The 14174-nt window shown below is 51.0% G+C and carries 11 protein-coding genes; 9 read left to right on the top strand and 2 right to left on the bottom strand.

The genetic code is table 11. The features are described 5' to 3' along the window. Positions 1 to 60 precede the first annotated feature (60 nt). Genes ACUZ79_RS15445 through ACUZ79_RS15435 form a run of 3 tightly spaced genes read left to right on the top strand, consistent with a single transcriptional unit; the run spans position 61 to position 3703 of the window. A complete protein-coding gene (locus tag ACUZ79_RS15445; RefSeq protein ID WP_449252130.1) occupies positions 61 to 1317 on the top strand; it encodes an EAL and HDOD domain-containing protein in 1257 nt (418 codons plus the stop codon). Next, positions 1263 to 2231 carry an IS30 family transposase gene (locus ACUZ79_RS15440; protein ID WP_096152589.1) on the top strand — a complete coding sequence of 323 codons (969 nt, stop codon included), beginning with the start codon at positions 1263 to 1265 and terminating at the stop codon, positions 2229 to 2231. Before ACUZ79_RS15445 ends, ACUZ79_RS15440 begins: the two co-directional genes overlap by 55 nt. A gap of 32 nt (positions 2232 to 2263) precedes the next feature. Further along, positions 2264 to 3703 (top strand): sodium:proton antiporter, encoded by a 1440-nt coding sequence (locus ACUZ79_RS15435; protein WP_449252129.1) that lies wholly within the window; start codon positions 2264 to 2266, stop codon positions 3701 to 3703. 115 nt (positions 3704 to 3818) lie between these two features. Here the strand turns inward: ACUZ79_RS15435 and ACUZ79_RS15430 are convergent, their stop codons facing one another. Next, positions 3819 to 5210 carry a radical SAM protein gene (locus tag ACUZ79_RS15430; RefSeq protein WP_449252128.1) on the bottom strand — a complete coding sequence of 464 codons (1392 nt, stop codon included), beginning with the start codon at positions 5208 to 5210 and terminating at the stop codon, positions 3819 to 3821. A gap of 482 nt (positions 5211 to 5692) precedes the next feature. Here ACUZ79_RS15430 and ACUZ79_RS15425 point away from each other — a divergent pair, with 482 nt between their 5' ends. From ACUZ79_RS15425 to ACUZ79_RS15400, 6 genes are all read left to right on the top strand, one after another. Next, entirely contained in the window at positions 5693 to 6778 is a 1086-nt protein-coding gene (locus ACUZ79_RS15425) for a BMP family lipoprotein (RefSeq protein WP_449252127.1), read from the top strand. Between the two features lie 191 nt (positions 6779 to 6969). After that, positions 6970 to 8088, top strand: coding sequence for an alanine dehydrogenase (gene ald, locus ACUZ79_RS15420; RefSeq protein ID WP_449252126.1), 1119 nt, complete (start codon positions 6970 to 6972; stop codon positions 8086 to 8088). Positions 8089 to 8777: 689 nt separating this feature from the next. After that, positions 8778 to 9419, top strand: coding sequence for a GTPase family protein (locus ACUZ79_RS15415; protein ID WP_449252125.1), 642 nt, complete (start codon positions 8778 to 8780; stop codon positions 9417 to 9419). Further along, positions 9365 to 10333: an IS30 family transposase gene (locus ACUZ79_RS15410; protein WP_449252124.1), complete on the top strand. Its 969-nt coding sequence runs from the start codon at positions 9365 to 9367 to the stop codon at positions 10331 to 10333. The genes ACUZ79_RS15415 and ACUZ79_RS15410 overlap by 55 nt, the downstream gene beginning before the upstream one ends. 39 nt (positions 10334 to 10372) lie before the next feature. Continuing rightward, positions 10373 to 10852, top strand: coding sequence for a hypothetical protein (locus ACUZ79_RS15405; protein ID WP_449252123.1), 480 nt, complete (start codon positions 10373 to 10375; stop codon positions 10850 to 10852). A 66-nt stretch (positions 10853 to 10918) separates the two neighbouring features. Then, complete coding sequence (locus ACUZ79_RS15400) at positions 10919 to 11602, top strand: GTPase family protein (RefSeq protein ID WP_449252122.1); 684 nt, start codon at positions 10919 to 10921, stop codon at positions 11600 to 11602. A gap of 389 nt (positions 11603 to 11991) precedes the next feature. On the opposite strand, the gene ACUZ79_RS15395 is transcribed toward ACUZ79_RS15400, so the two are convergent. Then, positions 11992 to 14169: a putative bifunctional diguanylate cyclase/phosphodiesterase gene (locus ACUZ79_RS15395; protein ID WP_449252121.1), complete on the bottom strand. Its 2178-nt coding sequence runs from the start codon at positions 14167 to 14169 to the stop codon at positions 11992 to 11994. Positions 14170 to 14174: the final 5 nt, after the last annotated feature.

Here is a 14174-nt window from a genome sequence, read left to right as displayed (position 1 = left end):
CCAATAATGATAATTATAACACATATCAAATTATTTCAAGATGAAGGAGCTAGGAAAAGCATGCCGCAGACATTTTTCATCGCCCGTCAGCCAATCTTTGATCAAAATGAGAATTTGTGGGGGTTCGAACTACTTTTTCGGAATGGTCTTTCCGCTAATTATGCTGAAATTGATGATCCGGAATCTGCTAGCGTGGCGGTTGCATCGTCTGGCTTTTTGCAGGCGACAACAGGAGGGGCTAGCTCTCTTAAAATATTCATTAATTTTACGCAAAGTCTAATCTTTGACCGATTTCCTCTTGCTCTTCCCTCCCCAACTACAGTGGTAGAAATTTTGGAAGATATTCCAGTTAGTGATGAGTTAATAGAGAGGCTTAAGGAACTGAAAGAGAGGGGGTATATTCTAGCTTTAGATGACTTTGCTGGGGAAGAAAAATACAGGCCACTATTTTCATTCATTGATATAATCAAGCTGGACTGCTACGGAAAGGCTATTAAAGATATTTTAGAAATTAAAAGAAAATTCTCCAATGTTCCATGTGTTTTTCTGGCGGAAAAAGTTGAATCTGAAGAAGTGTTTTCTGCATTGCGGAGCAACGGGTTTATGTTATTTCAAGGATATTACTTTGCAAAGCCTCAAATATTATCTGGTAATAAGATTAGTAGTGCAGTAGCTTCACGTTTAAATCTTGCTGCTGAAATTGAAAAGAAAGATTTAGATACGGAAGCTATCCTAAAAGCAATTCAGATCGATGCTTCCCTTACGTACAGGCTGCTTCGATATATTAATTCTTCTGCATTTTCTTTTCGCGAAAAAATTGTATCAGTGCGGCAGGCTATAACATTGCTTGGCTTTGAGCAGTTGCGCCATTGGCTGCGTCTAATACTTTATTCCGATGTGCTAGGTGGTCATTCTAACCCTGAAATGCTCCGAATGGCCCTCCAGCGAGCGCTTTTTTTAGATAAGCTGGGTTCTGTGGTAGCCGTTGACGGCAATCAAAAAGAAAGTCTTTTTTTAGTGGGTATGTTTTCTTTGTTGGAGGTAATTTTGAAGACCCCTATGGCTATTATTCTTAAGGATTTACCACTGAGCGAGAATCTAAAATCTGCTCTGCTCAAAGAAGAAGGAGAATATATTAACTATCTGTACCTTTCTGAAGCAAGGCGGATTCAACTTGCAAGTGCAACACCCTCAAAGTTGAATGAAAAGGCAAGGTGGTATAGCCCTTTAGCCTCTCCATCCAACCAAAGATTGAGGGGCGTATGGGCTATGCACACCTTGCCAGGGAAGAACGGTACTACATCTGCCAGGCAGTGAAAAGTGGAACGTCACTGAGGGCCATAGCCAAAGCGATAGGCCGTAGCGTCTCAACTGTAAGCCGCGAACTTGCGCGAAATACCGGGGCGCGTGGCTACCGCTACAGGCAGGCACACAAGCGCAGTCAGAAAAGGCAGACCAGTAAAGGGAAGAAGCGCATTGGCCTTGAGGTATGGACGTATGTTGAACAGTGTCTGCACCAGGACTTCAGTCCGGAGCAAATCTCTGGAGTTCTCAAACGCAAAGGTTTTGCCCTCAGTCATGAATGGATTTACCAGTACATTCTGGCGGACAAAAAACGAGGAGGAACGCTGCACAGCCATTTGCGCTGCCAGCGCAAACGCAAACGACGATATGGCAAACCCGACAGACGAGGTCAAATCAAGGGGCGTATCAGCATAGACATACGCCCGTCCATTGTTGCCGAGCGCTCACGCCTTGGTGATTGGGAGGCTGATACCGTTGAAGGCAGTAAAGGAGGCCCCGTTTTGGTGACACTTGCAGAGCGTAAAAGTCGTCTTTTCCTGTTTGGCAAGGCTCCCAACAAAAGCGCCAGCGAAGTAAGGCGGGTCATTGAAGGACTCTTGACACCCATTAAGGACTTTGTTCAGACTATTACCTATGATAACGGCAAGGAGTTCAGCTACCATGCCGATGTGTCAGCTACACTCGAGGCTCAGGGATTTTTTGCGCACCCCTACCATTCGTGGGAGCGTGGCTTGAACGAGAACTCCAATGGCCTTCTACGCCAATACTTCCCCAAGGGGGTAAGCTTGGCATCGGTCACGCAAGATGAGATCATAGCGGCAATGTGCCGCTTGAACTGGCGGCCTAGAAAATGCCTTGGGTTTAAGACACCCTATGAAGTTTTTTTAGAAGACGCCAATACCCAAGGACTGGGTGTTGCACTTTGAACTTGAAACCGCGACCTTTTTTCAGGAGCAACATGACTCTATTCCGCTTTCTTACCCTTATAATGAGCACCCTGCTGCTCGCTCCCAGTGCGGCCCTTGCCGCTGCCGACCATCTTTCTGTTCCAGGTTCCCTCTCCGTCTGGTGGATCATACCCTTTGGGGGCATGCTGCTTTCCATCGCGGTAATGCCGCTGACAGCCCACGTATTCTGGGAGCACCACCGGGGCAAGATATCCATTTTCTGGGCTCTGGCCTTTCTGATTCCCTGTTTGGCTGTCTACGGCCCTGGCGTGACCTTTTACGAATTCTGCCACAGCATCCTGCTGGATTACATACCTTTTCTAGTACTGCTGTTTTCGCTGTACACCGTGGCCGGTGGCGTGCGCCTCAAGGGTTCGCTTACTGGTACGCCGCCGGTGAACCTGGGAATTCTGGCGCTGGGCACGGTACTGGCAAGCTGGATGGGCACAACGGGTGCTGCCATGCTGCTGGTGCGCCCCATGCTGCGCGCCAACGCACACCGCAAATACCGTGTGCATTCTGTTGTTTTTTTCATTTTTCTGGTGGCCAACATCGGCGGCTCACTTTCACCCCTGGGCGACCCGCCGCTTTTTTTGGGATTCCTGAAAGGCGTGGATTTTTTCTGGACCACATCGCACCTCTTTCTGAAAACCCTTTGCCTTTCTGTAGCCCTGCTGGCGCTCTATTTTATTATTGATACGGTGCTCTACAACAAGGAGGGCCGCCCTGTGCCGCCCGCCCCCCCGGCTACCGGGGCCGACACCGCGCGGCAGGAAAAGCTGGGCCTTGACGGCAAGATCAATCTGCTGTTTTTGCTGGGCGTGGTGCTTGCAGTGCTGCTTTCTGGCCTGTTTCCCCTGGGAACAGTGGCAACCATTGGCGGCGTGCCCCTTGAGGCGCAAAACGTGCTGCGCGATGCGGCCCTGCTGGTTATTGCCGGGCTTTCACTGCGCCATACCAGCCGCCAGTGCCGGGAGCTCAACGGATTTTCGTGGGGCCCCATAGAGGAAGTGGCCCAGCTGTTCTTTGGCATTTTTGTCAGCATGATTCCGGCCATGGCCATCCTCAAGGCTGGCACATCTGGCGCGCTGGCCCCGCTGGTAGAGCTTGTTTCACGCGACGGGCAGCCGGTCAACGCCATGTACTTCTGGCTTACGGGTATTCTTACCAGCTTTCTGGACAACGCACCCACCTACATGGTTTTTTTCAACACTGCCGGTGGCAACGCGCAAAACCTCATGCACCAGACGCCCGAAACGCTGGCGGCCATCTCTGCCGGCGCGGTTTTCATGGGGGCGTGCAGCTACATTGGCAACGCGCCCAATTTCATGGTGCGCGCCATAGCTGAAGACCAGGGCGTGCGCATGCCCGGTTTTTTTGGCTACATTGCGTGGTCTGTGTGCATTCTTGTGCCGCTGTTTGCCCTGATGACCTGGATTTTCTTTATCTAGACTTACCGCAACAGCCATTCTCTGATCTGCAACGCAAAAAGGCGGGCTTTTGCCCGCCTTTTTGCGTTAATCACAGAACTCGCCTGCTGTTGAGGGTTTTAGCGCAAGCGGTCTGCTAGATGAATTCGTCGATACGGCCAGCGCGCACCTTGGAAAGCAGCCTCTTGGCCGCGCCCAGTTCAACGGTGGTCATTTTTTCCAGCTTTTCGGTCAGCAGCTGTTCGCCCATCATGCGGGTATAGGGCGTGGCATAGTGCAGCAAAAATTCCTGGAAGGACGCGGCAGAGTTTGGGCCGCACTGATTTTTCATGCCGCATTCGCGCACCATGGCCAAAAAGTCGTCACCCCGGCGGCCCAGGCGTGGGCAGGCCGCGCAAAAGGACGGCAGATGGTGGGCTTCTTCAAGCAGAAAGCGCACCACTTCATCCACATGGCAGTCTTCGCCAATGGGAAAGGCCACCTTTTGTTCATCATCGTCAATCCAGTTGCCGTAGGGATTGGCCACGCTGCCGGTAAGCAGCTGCGAACCACCGGCGCTGCACCCATCGCGCCACAGGCCCGCCGGTTCCTTGGTGGTCAAAATGATACCGGCATAGGGGACAGCCAGACGCGCAATGGCCACGCAACGCAGATAGTCCGAATCGCTCACGGGATACGGGGTCTGCATGTTGCTGCCCGGCGCGCAACGCATGCGGTGCAGGCTCAGGGTGCGGCAGCCAGCATTGTAGGCCCGCAGCAAATGCGCCTGATGCTGCACCACCCCAAGCAGATCGTACTGCCACGGGCCAAGGCCCAGCATCAGGCCGCCGCCCACGTCGGGCACGCCAGCCTGAAAGGCCACATCTGCCGCGTTGAGGCGTGCGTAAAAATCGCTCTTGGGGCCGGACACATGGGCTGCGCGGTAGCTGGCCTCGTGGTAGGTGTCCTGATAGATGAGCATGGTTCCCACATACGAATCAAGCAGGGCCGCGTATTCGTGTGATTCAAGCGCGCCCACATTGACGTTGACGCTGTGTACCTCGCCCACGCCGTCAAAGGCCGTGTACAGAATGCTTATGGCCTCGGCCAGATATTCAATATCCGCATTGGGCAGCTGCCCGCTCACAAGAAAGATGCGTTTGTGTCCCTGCCGGATCAGCTTGAGAGCGGCCTGACGCATTTCGGGCGGGGTCATGTACTTGCGCTCAATGGCCTTGTTGCTCTTGCGGTTGGCGCAGTACAGACACTCGCTGCCACAGTGGTTCGAAATGTGCAGCGGTGCGGAAAGCACAATGCGGTCACCGTACACCTTCTGCTTTACCTCGTCTGCCGCAGCCATGATGCGGCCAATACCCACGCCGTCCTGCACACGCATGAGCGCCACGGTTTCTTCCATCGACAGCGGTTGCAGCTCAAGCGACTTGTTGAGGATATCGCGCAGCTCGGCGCTGTCAGGAGCGCTATTTCTTTCCAATGCTTTTTCTATGGCCTGGGAATCAAACCAGCTGGGCTGTGCATGGGCTGACATGGGAACCTTCCTTGCAATAATTTTCAAGTATTTCAGGCAGAAATGCCGACACGGCAAAACCGCACATCATGTTATTTTGTTCACAAGTTGCACGTTATTTATTTCACATTTGCAAGTCAAGGTATGTACTCCTACTTGTTTGATTAATCAATGAACTTTTCAGACAGGTTTTAATACTCAAATTTATAATAATTTTAGCCAATTATATATAAATTTAAATTTGCTCCCATCAAATACTTATTAAAAAAAAGTTTTTTATTCCCTTTTTGCGTGTTCGTGCCGCAGCATACACAGCCAGCTTGCACCGCAATTTACGCGGCGCTATATTGCCCCTGCGCTTGCGGCTCGGCTGCACATACCGCGTAAAATCCATCGTTGATCCGCGCTGTGTCCCGGCCATGCAGTGCCCAGGCTGAAACATGGCAATGGACACAACTGCCCGCCGATGCAGGCAAACCATCTTGTGAATGTAAGGAAACACCATGCTTACCCAGCGCGTTGCCAGACACATAACGGCCCTTCTGCTTTTTGCCAGCCTTGCGGCATTATTACCCATAGCCTGTGGCGCCGCCCCCAACCCGGATGAAAGCAAGCCCCAGGGTTCGCTGCGCGTTGCACTGCTGCTTGAAACACCCACGGGCGATAACGACTGGAGCGACAGCCTGGTGGCTGGTCTGCGGCAAGCCGAACAGGAGCTGGGCGTGCGGGCCTCGGTCGTAGTGGCCCAGCAGGGTCGCGATGATGCGGCCCTTCAGGAGATGTTTCGCACGGCTGCGGCCAGCAATGATCTTGTACTGGTGGCCTCCAGCGGGCTGCACGAAGTGCTGCGCAACAACGCCGCCAACTTTCGACGCACCATGTTTGGCTGCATCGACGCTGGCGTGCGTGCGCCCAACATCATGTCCATAACCTTTGCCGACGAGCATGCGGCCTACCTTGCCGGAGCCGCCGCAGCCATGGTAGCCCGCCAGACATCCCTGCCCGGCATGCGCGGCAGCAAGGTCATGGGCTGGATAACCGGCGAGGACTGCCCCTCCATGCGTTCGCTGCTGGGTGGCTTTACCGAGGGCGTACGGGTTATCGACCCCGAAATTCGCGTGGTTAATGTGGTCACCGGTTCGTTTGCCGATGCGGAAGCTGGCCGCGTTGCGGCGCGCAAATTACTGGATCAAGGTGCCGACGTGCTGGTGCTGGCAAGTGGCGCGGGCAACGGCCCGGCCCTTCAGGAAGTAAAGGCGCGCAACGCCTACGCCGTGGGCCTTGATACCAACAAGGACGCCCAGCTGCCCGGCCACGTTATCACCTCCATTCTCAAGCACCCCAACAAGGCCGTTTACGACATTGTGGCCGCTGCTGCTTCCGGCAAGTTTGCGGGCAAGGAGATTCTGGTGCGCGATCTGCAAAACGGCGGTGTTGATATCACCGACATGGCCACATTCAAGGCGGCGGCTGGCAAAAACACCCCCCAGGATCTCGACCGCCGCCTGCGCGAACTGCGGGGTGAAATTCTCAACGGCGGCGTGCGGCTTAAATCACTGCGCGAGCGCACACTTTGCGATTGCCTATAAAAGCTGCCCCAATGAATAATCAATTTTATTGCCGATAAACGTAAAAAAATATACGGTTTCCCATCGGGTGGCTCAGGCCAGCCCGTAAAGGCGTCATCCCCCCTACGCCCCAGACCATGGACAAATGCATGCAACCTGCGTGACCACACAACACTGGTCGCGCGCCAACCATAAGCTTGCGAGGATTATCCATGATTATTGGCGTCACCAAGGAGATCAAGGCCGATGAATACCGTGTGGGCATTACCCCTGCGGGTGTGAAGGCTTTAACCGATCACGGGCACAAGGTTCTGGTGGAAAGCGGTGCGGGGCTTGGCAGCCGCATAGGTGATGACGAATTTGCCAAGGCCGGAGCAAGTATGCTGCCGGTGGCAGATGTTTGGGCCAAGGCCGAAATGATCATGAAGGTCAAGGAGCCCCTGCCCAGCGAATACAAATACTTCCGTCCCGGCCTGCTGCTGTTTACCTATCTGCATCTGGCCGCCGACAAGGAACTCACAGACGCTCTGCTCAAATCCGGCGTTGTGGGCCTTGCCTACGAAACTGTGCAGCCGCAAGACCGCAGCCTGCCCCTGCTGGCTCCCATGTCTGAAGTGGCTGGCCGCATGGCCGTGCAGATGGGCTCGTACATCTTGACCAAGCAGGCTGGCGGCGCTGGCATGCTGCTGGGCGGTGTGGCTGGCGTGCAACGTGCCAGGGTTGCCATTGTGGGCGGCGGCACGGTGGGTACAGAATCTGCCAAGATGGCCATTGGCCTTGGGGCCGAAGTAACCATTCTGGACAACAATCTGAACCGCCTGCGCTATCTTGGCGATATTTTCTCCTCGCGGGTGCAGACGCTTGCTTCCAACGAATACAACATCGCCGCAGCCGTCAAGGAATCCGACCTTGTCATCGGTTCTGTGCTTATTCCCGGCGCTATGGCCCCCAAGCTGGTGACCGAAGCCATGATCAAAACCATGCGCCCCGGTAGCGTGGTGGTGGACGTGGCCATTGACCAGGGCGGCTCTTTTGAAACCACGGCGGGCAGGCCCACCACCCACCACGAACCCACGTTTGAAAAGCACGGCGTCATCCATTACTCCGTTGCCAACATTCCCGGGGCCGTGCCGGTTACCTCTACCTACGCCCTGACCAACGCCACCCTGCCTTTTGCCATGGAGCTGGCAGACAAGGGTTGGAAAAACGCCTGCCGTGACAACATCGCTCTTGAGCGCGGCCTCAATACGGTCAACGGCCAGTGCACCTTTGCCGGTGTGGCCGAGGCCTTTGGCCTGCCCTGCGTTTCTACGGCGCAGATACTGCGCTAACGGCTGATTAACGTAATAAAAGCCCCCGGTATATGGTATGCCCCCCCATCAGGTAGACAAAGCAAAAAAACCCCACAGGGCTTAAACTTTGAAAACATGATGGGGGCATACCACTAGCGGTGGGGGCTTCATACAAGTATCGGGTTACATCTTCCGATGTAACCCGATACTTCTTAATTGGCGTCCTTAAGGGGCGACGATGTTTATGTTAAGGCGTCAATATTATTGTAAAGTTTTTCTGTAAAGATGTAGATACCCACATATATACCTACAAAATGAAATAATGTAAAAATTTTTGCAATTATGCTTTATGCAAGTTGCAATATGCTTTTATCACAGAATCAATGCAATAATCTTTTATAATTATCCTTGCCTGTCGTCATCCAGGCCTGCCGCGCACAGTCACCGTCTGAACATCAGTTACCACACAAACAACCGTAAAAACACACTTTCCAACTGAAGTCTTTCATGCTAGGAAATTACGAATATATAACATTCACTTTATTTATTTGACAGCACAGCATTGTGCTGACTTAGGTCAACATTGTACTAGTCATGAAACATATTGCCTTTATCTTAAAAGGCATAAATATTGATATTAAATATCAAGCTTAAACAAAAAAATGTGGTATCAAAAATATAAATTTGCAAGCATCATTTTTCTTGCAAATAAATAAATGGAGATTCTGATGGAAAACAAGAATGATATTTACTCAGCAATGGAACACGATGTTTCTAATTCTGATTTGTCAGAAGAACAAAAAAAGAGATTTTTTAAAAACATTCTTCAGCTAAAAAATCAAGAAATCAACTTAATGATTACTGGTGCAACAGGGTGCGGAAAAAGTTCTACGATCAATGCACTGTTCGGTACAGAAGTTGCAAGGGTTGGAGTCGGAGTTGATCCAGAAACAATGGATATCAGCCGTTATGAACTAAAAAATTTAATACTTTGGGATAGCCCTGGATTAGGAGACGGAAAAGAAGCTGACACGCGCCACGCTAAAAACATAACACAAAAATTACACGAGCGAGATAAAAACGGAAAAGCACTCATAGATTTTGTGCTTGTCATTCTTGATGGTGGTTCTCGTGATCTTGGAACATCATATGAACTTATCAATTCAGTCATAATTCCAAATTTGGGAAAAGAGCGTGAAGGACGCATTTTAGTTGGGCGGATTCAACTTGCAAGTGCAACACCCTCAAGGTTGAATGAAAAGGCAAGGTGGTATAGCACTTTAGCCTCTCCATCCAACCAAAGATTGAGGGGCGTATGGGCTATGCACACCTTGCCAGGGAAGAACGGTACTACATCTGCCAGGCAGTGAAAAGTGGAACGTCACTGAGGGCCATAGCCAAAGCGATAGGCCGTAGCGTCTCAACTGTAAGCCGCGAACTTGCGCGAAATACCGGGGCGCGTGGCTACCGCTACAGGCAGGCACACAAGCGCAGTCAGAAAAGGCAGACCAGTAAAGGGAAGAAGCGCATTAGCCTTGAGGTATGGACGTATGTTGAACAGTGTCTGCACCAGGACTTCAGTCCGGAGCAAATCTCTGGAGTTCTCAAACGCAAAGGTTTTGCCCTCAGTCATGAATGGATTTACCAGTACATTCTGGCGGACAAAAGGCGAGGAGGGACGCTGCACAGCCATTTGCGCTGCCAGCGCAAACGCAAACGACGATATGGCAAACCTGACAGACGAGGTCAAATCAAGGGGCGTATCAGCATAGACACACGGCCGCCTATTGTTGACGAGCGTTCGCGCCTTGGTGACTGGGAGGCTGATACCGTTGAAGGGAGTAAAGGAGGCCCCGTTTTGGTAACACTAGCAGAGCGTAAAAGCCGTCTTTTCCTGTTTGGCAAGGCTCCCAACAAAAGCGCCAGCGAAGTAAGGCGGGTCATTGAAGGACTCTTGACACCCATTAAGGACTTTGTTCAGACTATTACCTATGATAACGGCAAGGAGTTCAGCTACCATGCCGATGTGTCAGCTACACTCGAGGCTCAGGGATTTTTTGCGCACCCCTACCATTCGTGGGAGCGTGGCTTGAACGAGAACTCCAATGGCCTTCTACGCCAATACTTCCCCAAGGGGGTAAGCTTGGCATCGGTCACGCAAGATGAGATCATAGCGGCAATGTGCCGCTTGAACTGGCGGCCTAGAAAATGCCTTGGGTTTAAGACACCCTATGAAGTTTTTTTAGAAGACGCCAATACCCAAGGACTGGGTGTTGCACTTTGAACTTGAAACCGCGTTGCAATAAATCAATGCGACATAGCTATGAAAGGAAAATATTGGAATGATATTGAAAATAAACCTGAACTTCCGCTTATTAAGTTTCTCGATGAGAAAGTAGCGTCAGTTAAGAGAAGAATTAAAGAAGGAACCGGGGTTGATACAACTCCCATCTATTACAGTGCTGGATATAAAGAGGGAGATCAAAAGCAAAATCCATATAATCTCTCAAAGCTTTTTTACTATATTGTGAAAAATACTCCAACTAAAAAGAGATTAGGATACATTGAAAATCTTAATAAGTCTTGTGAAGTTTGGAGCGACAATGACGAACTCAAAGATTATCAAGAAGAGATAAAAAAATCATTTGCTCAAACAGTATGCGAATATGCGGCAGACGGAGCAGAAATTGGTGGTAACATAGGTAAGATATTTGGTAAGACAGGCGAATTTATTGGCAAGACAGTAGGGACTGTTGCGGGGGCAGTTGTTGGTGCAATAAAAAGCTTTTTCTCTTTTTGGTAGAGTTAGATCCACTGTAATTTTACATCAATAACATACAAGTAATATCTATCACGACAAGAGGCCGATATGTTTTCACCATATAGAAAGAATGACATTAAAAAAAAACTTGAATCTATGTCTATCTATCCTCTTGACGTGATGATAACTGGTGTGACAGGTGCTGGTAAATCTACTACTATCAACGTACTGTTTGGTGAAACGGTAGCAACTGTCGGTTGTGGTGTTGACCCAGAAACAATGGATTTAACAAGTTATGAATTAAGTGATGTGGCGCGCTTTTGGGATACACCAGGCTTAGGTGACGGTGTTGAAGCCGATCGTATTCATTCAAAAAAGATTATAGATTTACTTTATAGAACTTATACCAGAGATAATATAACTCATGGCTTCATTGACTTGGCTCTAGTTGTTATTGAAGGGTCTCATAGAGACTTGGGAACCACAAACAAACTCTTATGTGACGTAATTATTCCTAACATCCAAGCAGATCGAATTTTAGTTGCGATTAATCAAGCTGATATGGCTATGAAAGGTAGATTTTGGGATAAACAACGTAATGAGCCTGAAGAACCGTTAAAAGATTTTTTGGAAAATATGTCTCTTCGCTTTCAGATTAGAATCCAAGAAAGTACCGGAGTAAAAATTAATTTGCCAGTCTATTATTCTGCTGCACATAATTATAATATCGAGCAGCTTATGGACATGGTCATAGATAATATCCCTACTCAACGTAGGCAATTGGTAAAGTAACCCCAAACTACAGGTTGTAGTTAACCTCCAACGGTCTTCCAACAAATCGACTACCTTTGATAGTGTACTTACAAATATGGATTGCAAATTAATTTTTGTATAAATTCATCATCTAATATATAATTAAATCTCTAAACTACAATCAATTTTAATAAGCGGTCTCTCAGAAGTGGGTTCACTTCTTATACCTACAAAATGTGCGGATACAAGGTGACTTGGGCGCACTTTGGGAAACGATACTGGAACAAAAAAGTAATAACTCCAAAGCAGTTACGCATTTTGGAGTTCTTCTTGATACCTACATTTGGCGTCCTTAAGGGGATTTGAACCCCTGTCGACGGCGTGAAAGGACAGACTCTAACCTTCTGAATTCAATAATTCCTGTGGTGTCACACAACTCCACAGCGAACCAGCGCTTGAAACGCATCAAGGGGCATTGGCCGCCCGAAAAGGTACCCTTGAAAGGATTTGCAGCCCAAGCTGGTGAGGAAGCCCTTCTGGGCTTCGGTTTCCACGCCCTCGGCGATAACCGACAGCCCCATGGCCTGTCCCAGGGCGACAATGGTTCGGGCGATGGCCGCGTCATTGGCATCCGTCAGCAGATCCTTGACGAACGACCTGTCGATCTTCACCTGGTCCAGGGGCAGGCGTTTCAGGTAGGACAGCGACGAGTAGCCGGTCCCGAAGTCGTCCAGCGAGAACGTCACGCCACGTGACCGCAGAGCCAACATCTTGGTGATGACGTCCTCGACGTTATCCACCAGCATGCTTTCCGTTAGCTCGAGCTTGAGGTGCTGAGGGTCGGCCCCAGTTTGCTCCAGCGTCGTAACCGTCTGTTCGATGAAGTTCGGCTGCCGGAACTGAAGGGCGCTGACATTGACCGCGAGCGTGAGATGGGCCATGTCCGGCTGGTCACTCCAGGCCGCAATCTGTCGGCAGGCGGTTTGCAACACCCACTGCCCCAATGGCTGGATCAACCCGGTTTCTTCGGCCAAGGGAATGAAGTCTCCCGGCACCACCACGCCCCGCTCCGGATGATTCCAACGTATCAGCGCCTCGGCACTTACAAGGCTGCCATTATCCCATTGCGGTTGGTAATGAAGAGAGAACTGTTCTCTTTCGATGGCCAGATGCAAGTCATTCTCCGTCTCCACACGGGAATCAAGGGTGTTCTGGAGGTCAGGCGAAAAGAAGCGTATCACATTGCGTCCTGCCGCCTTAGCCTGATACATCGCCATATCGGCCTGCATCAGAAGCTTGTCAGGATTCTCATGCTGCCCCCCGAACATGGCTATGCCGATGCTGGTCGTGCCTCGGTATTCTCTGTCGGCAAGCTGATAAGGGTGATTGATGGCGGCAAGGATTTTCTCGCCGACTCCCTCGGCCTGTTTTGCCGCTTCTTCAATAGATTTACTCAACTGTTCGAGGAGCACAATAAATTCGTCTCCGCCCAGTCGGGCCACGGTGTCGGCCTCGCGCACACTGGCGACAAGACGCTCGGCAACTTCTTGCAAAAAGAGGTCGCCGATGGCATGGCCACTGCTGTCGTTGAGGGTCTTGAAGTTATCGAGATCAATGAACAACAAGGCGCCCTTGCACATGTCTCTGGTGGAAAGGGCGAGAGCTTGCTGCAAGCGGTCCATCAGAAGCCGCCGGTTGGGCAGATGCGTTAACGGGTCGTAAAATGCGAGGGTCTTGATCTCCTCCTCGGCCTTCTTGATATCGGTAATATCCCGTGTGACGGAAAGAATGCAGCGTACACCATCGAGTTCAATGACCGACGCAGACATCAAACCCCAAAGTAGTTCCCCGTTCTTTTTCCTGAATTGGGTCTCGATGTTCTGGCAGATGGAATTCTGCTTCAGTCGTTCAACCAGATACACACGACTTTCGGGATCGCCCCAGATATCGATGTCGAAGGACGTGCGTCCCCGGACATCATCTTGGCCAAAGCCCGTCATGCCGGTAAATCCGTCGTTGATCTCTACATAAGCCCCATCGTCCAGACGGTTGATGGCGATGGCGTTCGGGCTGGTCTTGAAAACGAGACGATAGCGCGCTTCGCTGGCGCACAGCGCCTTTGCCGAATGCAGTCGCTCGGCCTCCCGGGCGAAATTGCCCAGCGCGAAACTGATGTCCATCGCCATTTCGATCAAAAGCTTGCGGGCCTCCTCATCGAAGGCATCGACCGTGTCGGCGTAGATGACAAGGCACCCGACCGCAGAACCAGCGCGATGCAACGGGAGGGAAGCCAGCCCGTGAATGCCGGCATTCGCCGCGCGTTCATGCCAAGATTGCGAGGTGGGACCGATCTCTAGATCATGGGCGAAATCCTGATACCATATTGCCTGATCCTTGCGGATCGAGGTGGTGGCAGGTGCCCTTGAAAGCGGGTTCCCCTCATCCATTGGAATCAAGAGATCATCCAGATACCCCGTGTCGTCGCCATACGAGGCGACCGGTTCGAGCAGCGAGCCCTCCTCGTTGACAAAGCCGATCCAGGCCATTTTCGCAAAGCCGTAATCGACCGCACAGCGACATGACCCTCCCCCCGAAAAGTATGCCATTGAAA

It is taken from the genome of Desulfovibrio faecalis, assembly GCF_053570625.1.
Note: the sequence above shows the minus strand (reverse complement) of the source record. Positions and strands in the feature narration are given on the sequence as shown.

Coding starts and splice junctions, on each gene's coding strand:
- ACUZ79_RS15445 (WP_449252130.1), top strand. CDS start 61: ATGCCGCAGACATTTTTCATCGCCCGTCAGCCAATCTTTGATCAAAAT.
- ACUZ79_RS15440 (WP_096152589.1), top strand. CDS start 1,263: ATGGGCTATGCACACCTTGCCAGGGAAGAACGGTACTACATCTGCCAG.
- ACUZ79_RS15435 (WP_449252129.1), top strand. CDS start 2,264: ATGACTCTATTCCGCTTTCTTACCCTTATAATGAGCACCCTGCTGCTC.
- ACUZ79_RS15430 (WP_449252128.1), bottom strand. CDS start 5,210: ATGTCAGCCCATGCACAGCCCAGCTGGTTTGATTCCCAGGCCATAGAA.
- ACUZ79_RS15425 (WP_449252127.1), top strand. CDS start 5,693: ATGCTTACCCAGCGCGTTGCCAGACACATAACGGCCCTTCTGCTTTTT.
- ald (WP_449252126.1), top strand. CDS start 6,970: ATGATTATTGGCGTCACCAAGGAGATCAAGGCCGATGAATACCGTGTG.
- ACUZ79_RS15415 (WP_449252125.1), top strand. CDS start 8,778: ATGGAAAACAAGAATGATATTTACTCAGCAATGGAACACGATGTTTCT.
- ACUZ79_RS15410 (WP_449252124.1), top strand. CDS start 9,365: ATGGGCTATGCACACCTTGCCAGGGAAGAACGGTACTACATCTGCCAG.
- ACUZ79_RS15405 (WP_449252123.1), top strand. CDS start 10,373: ATGAAAGGAAAATATTGGAATGATATTGAAAATAAACCTGAACTTCCG.
- ACUZ79_RS15400 (WP_449252122.1), top strand. CDS start 10,919: ATGTTTTCACCATATAGAAAGAATGACATTAAAAAAAAACTTGAATCT.
- ACUZ79_RS15395 (WP_449252121.1), bottom strand. CDS start 14,169: ATGGCATACTTTTCGGGGGGAGGGTCATGTCGCTGTGCGGTCGATTAC.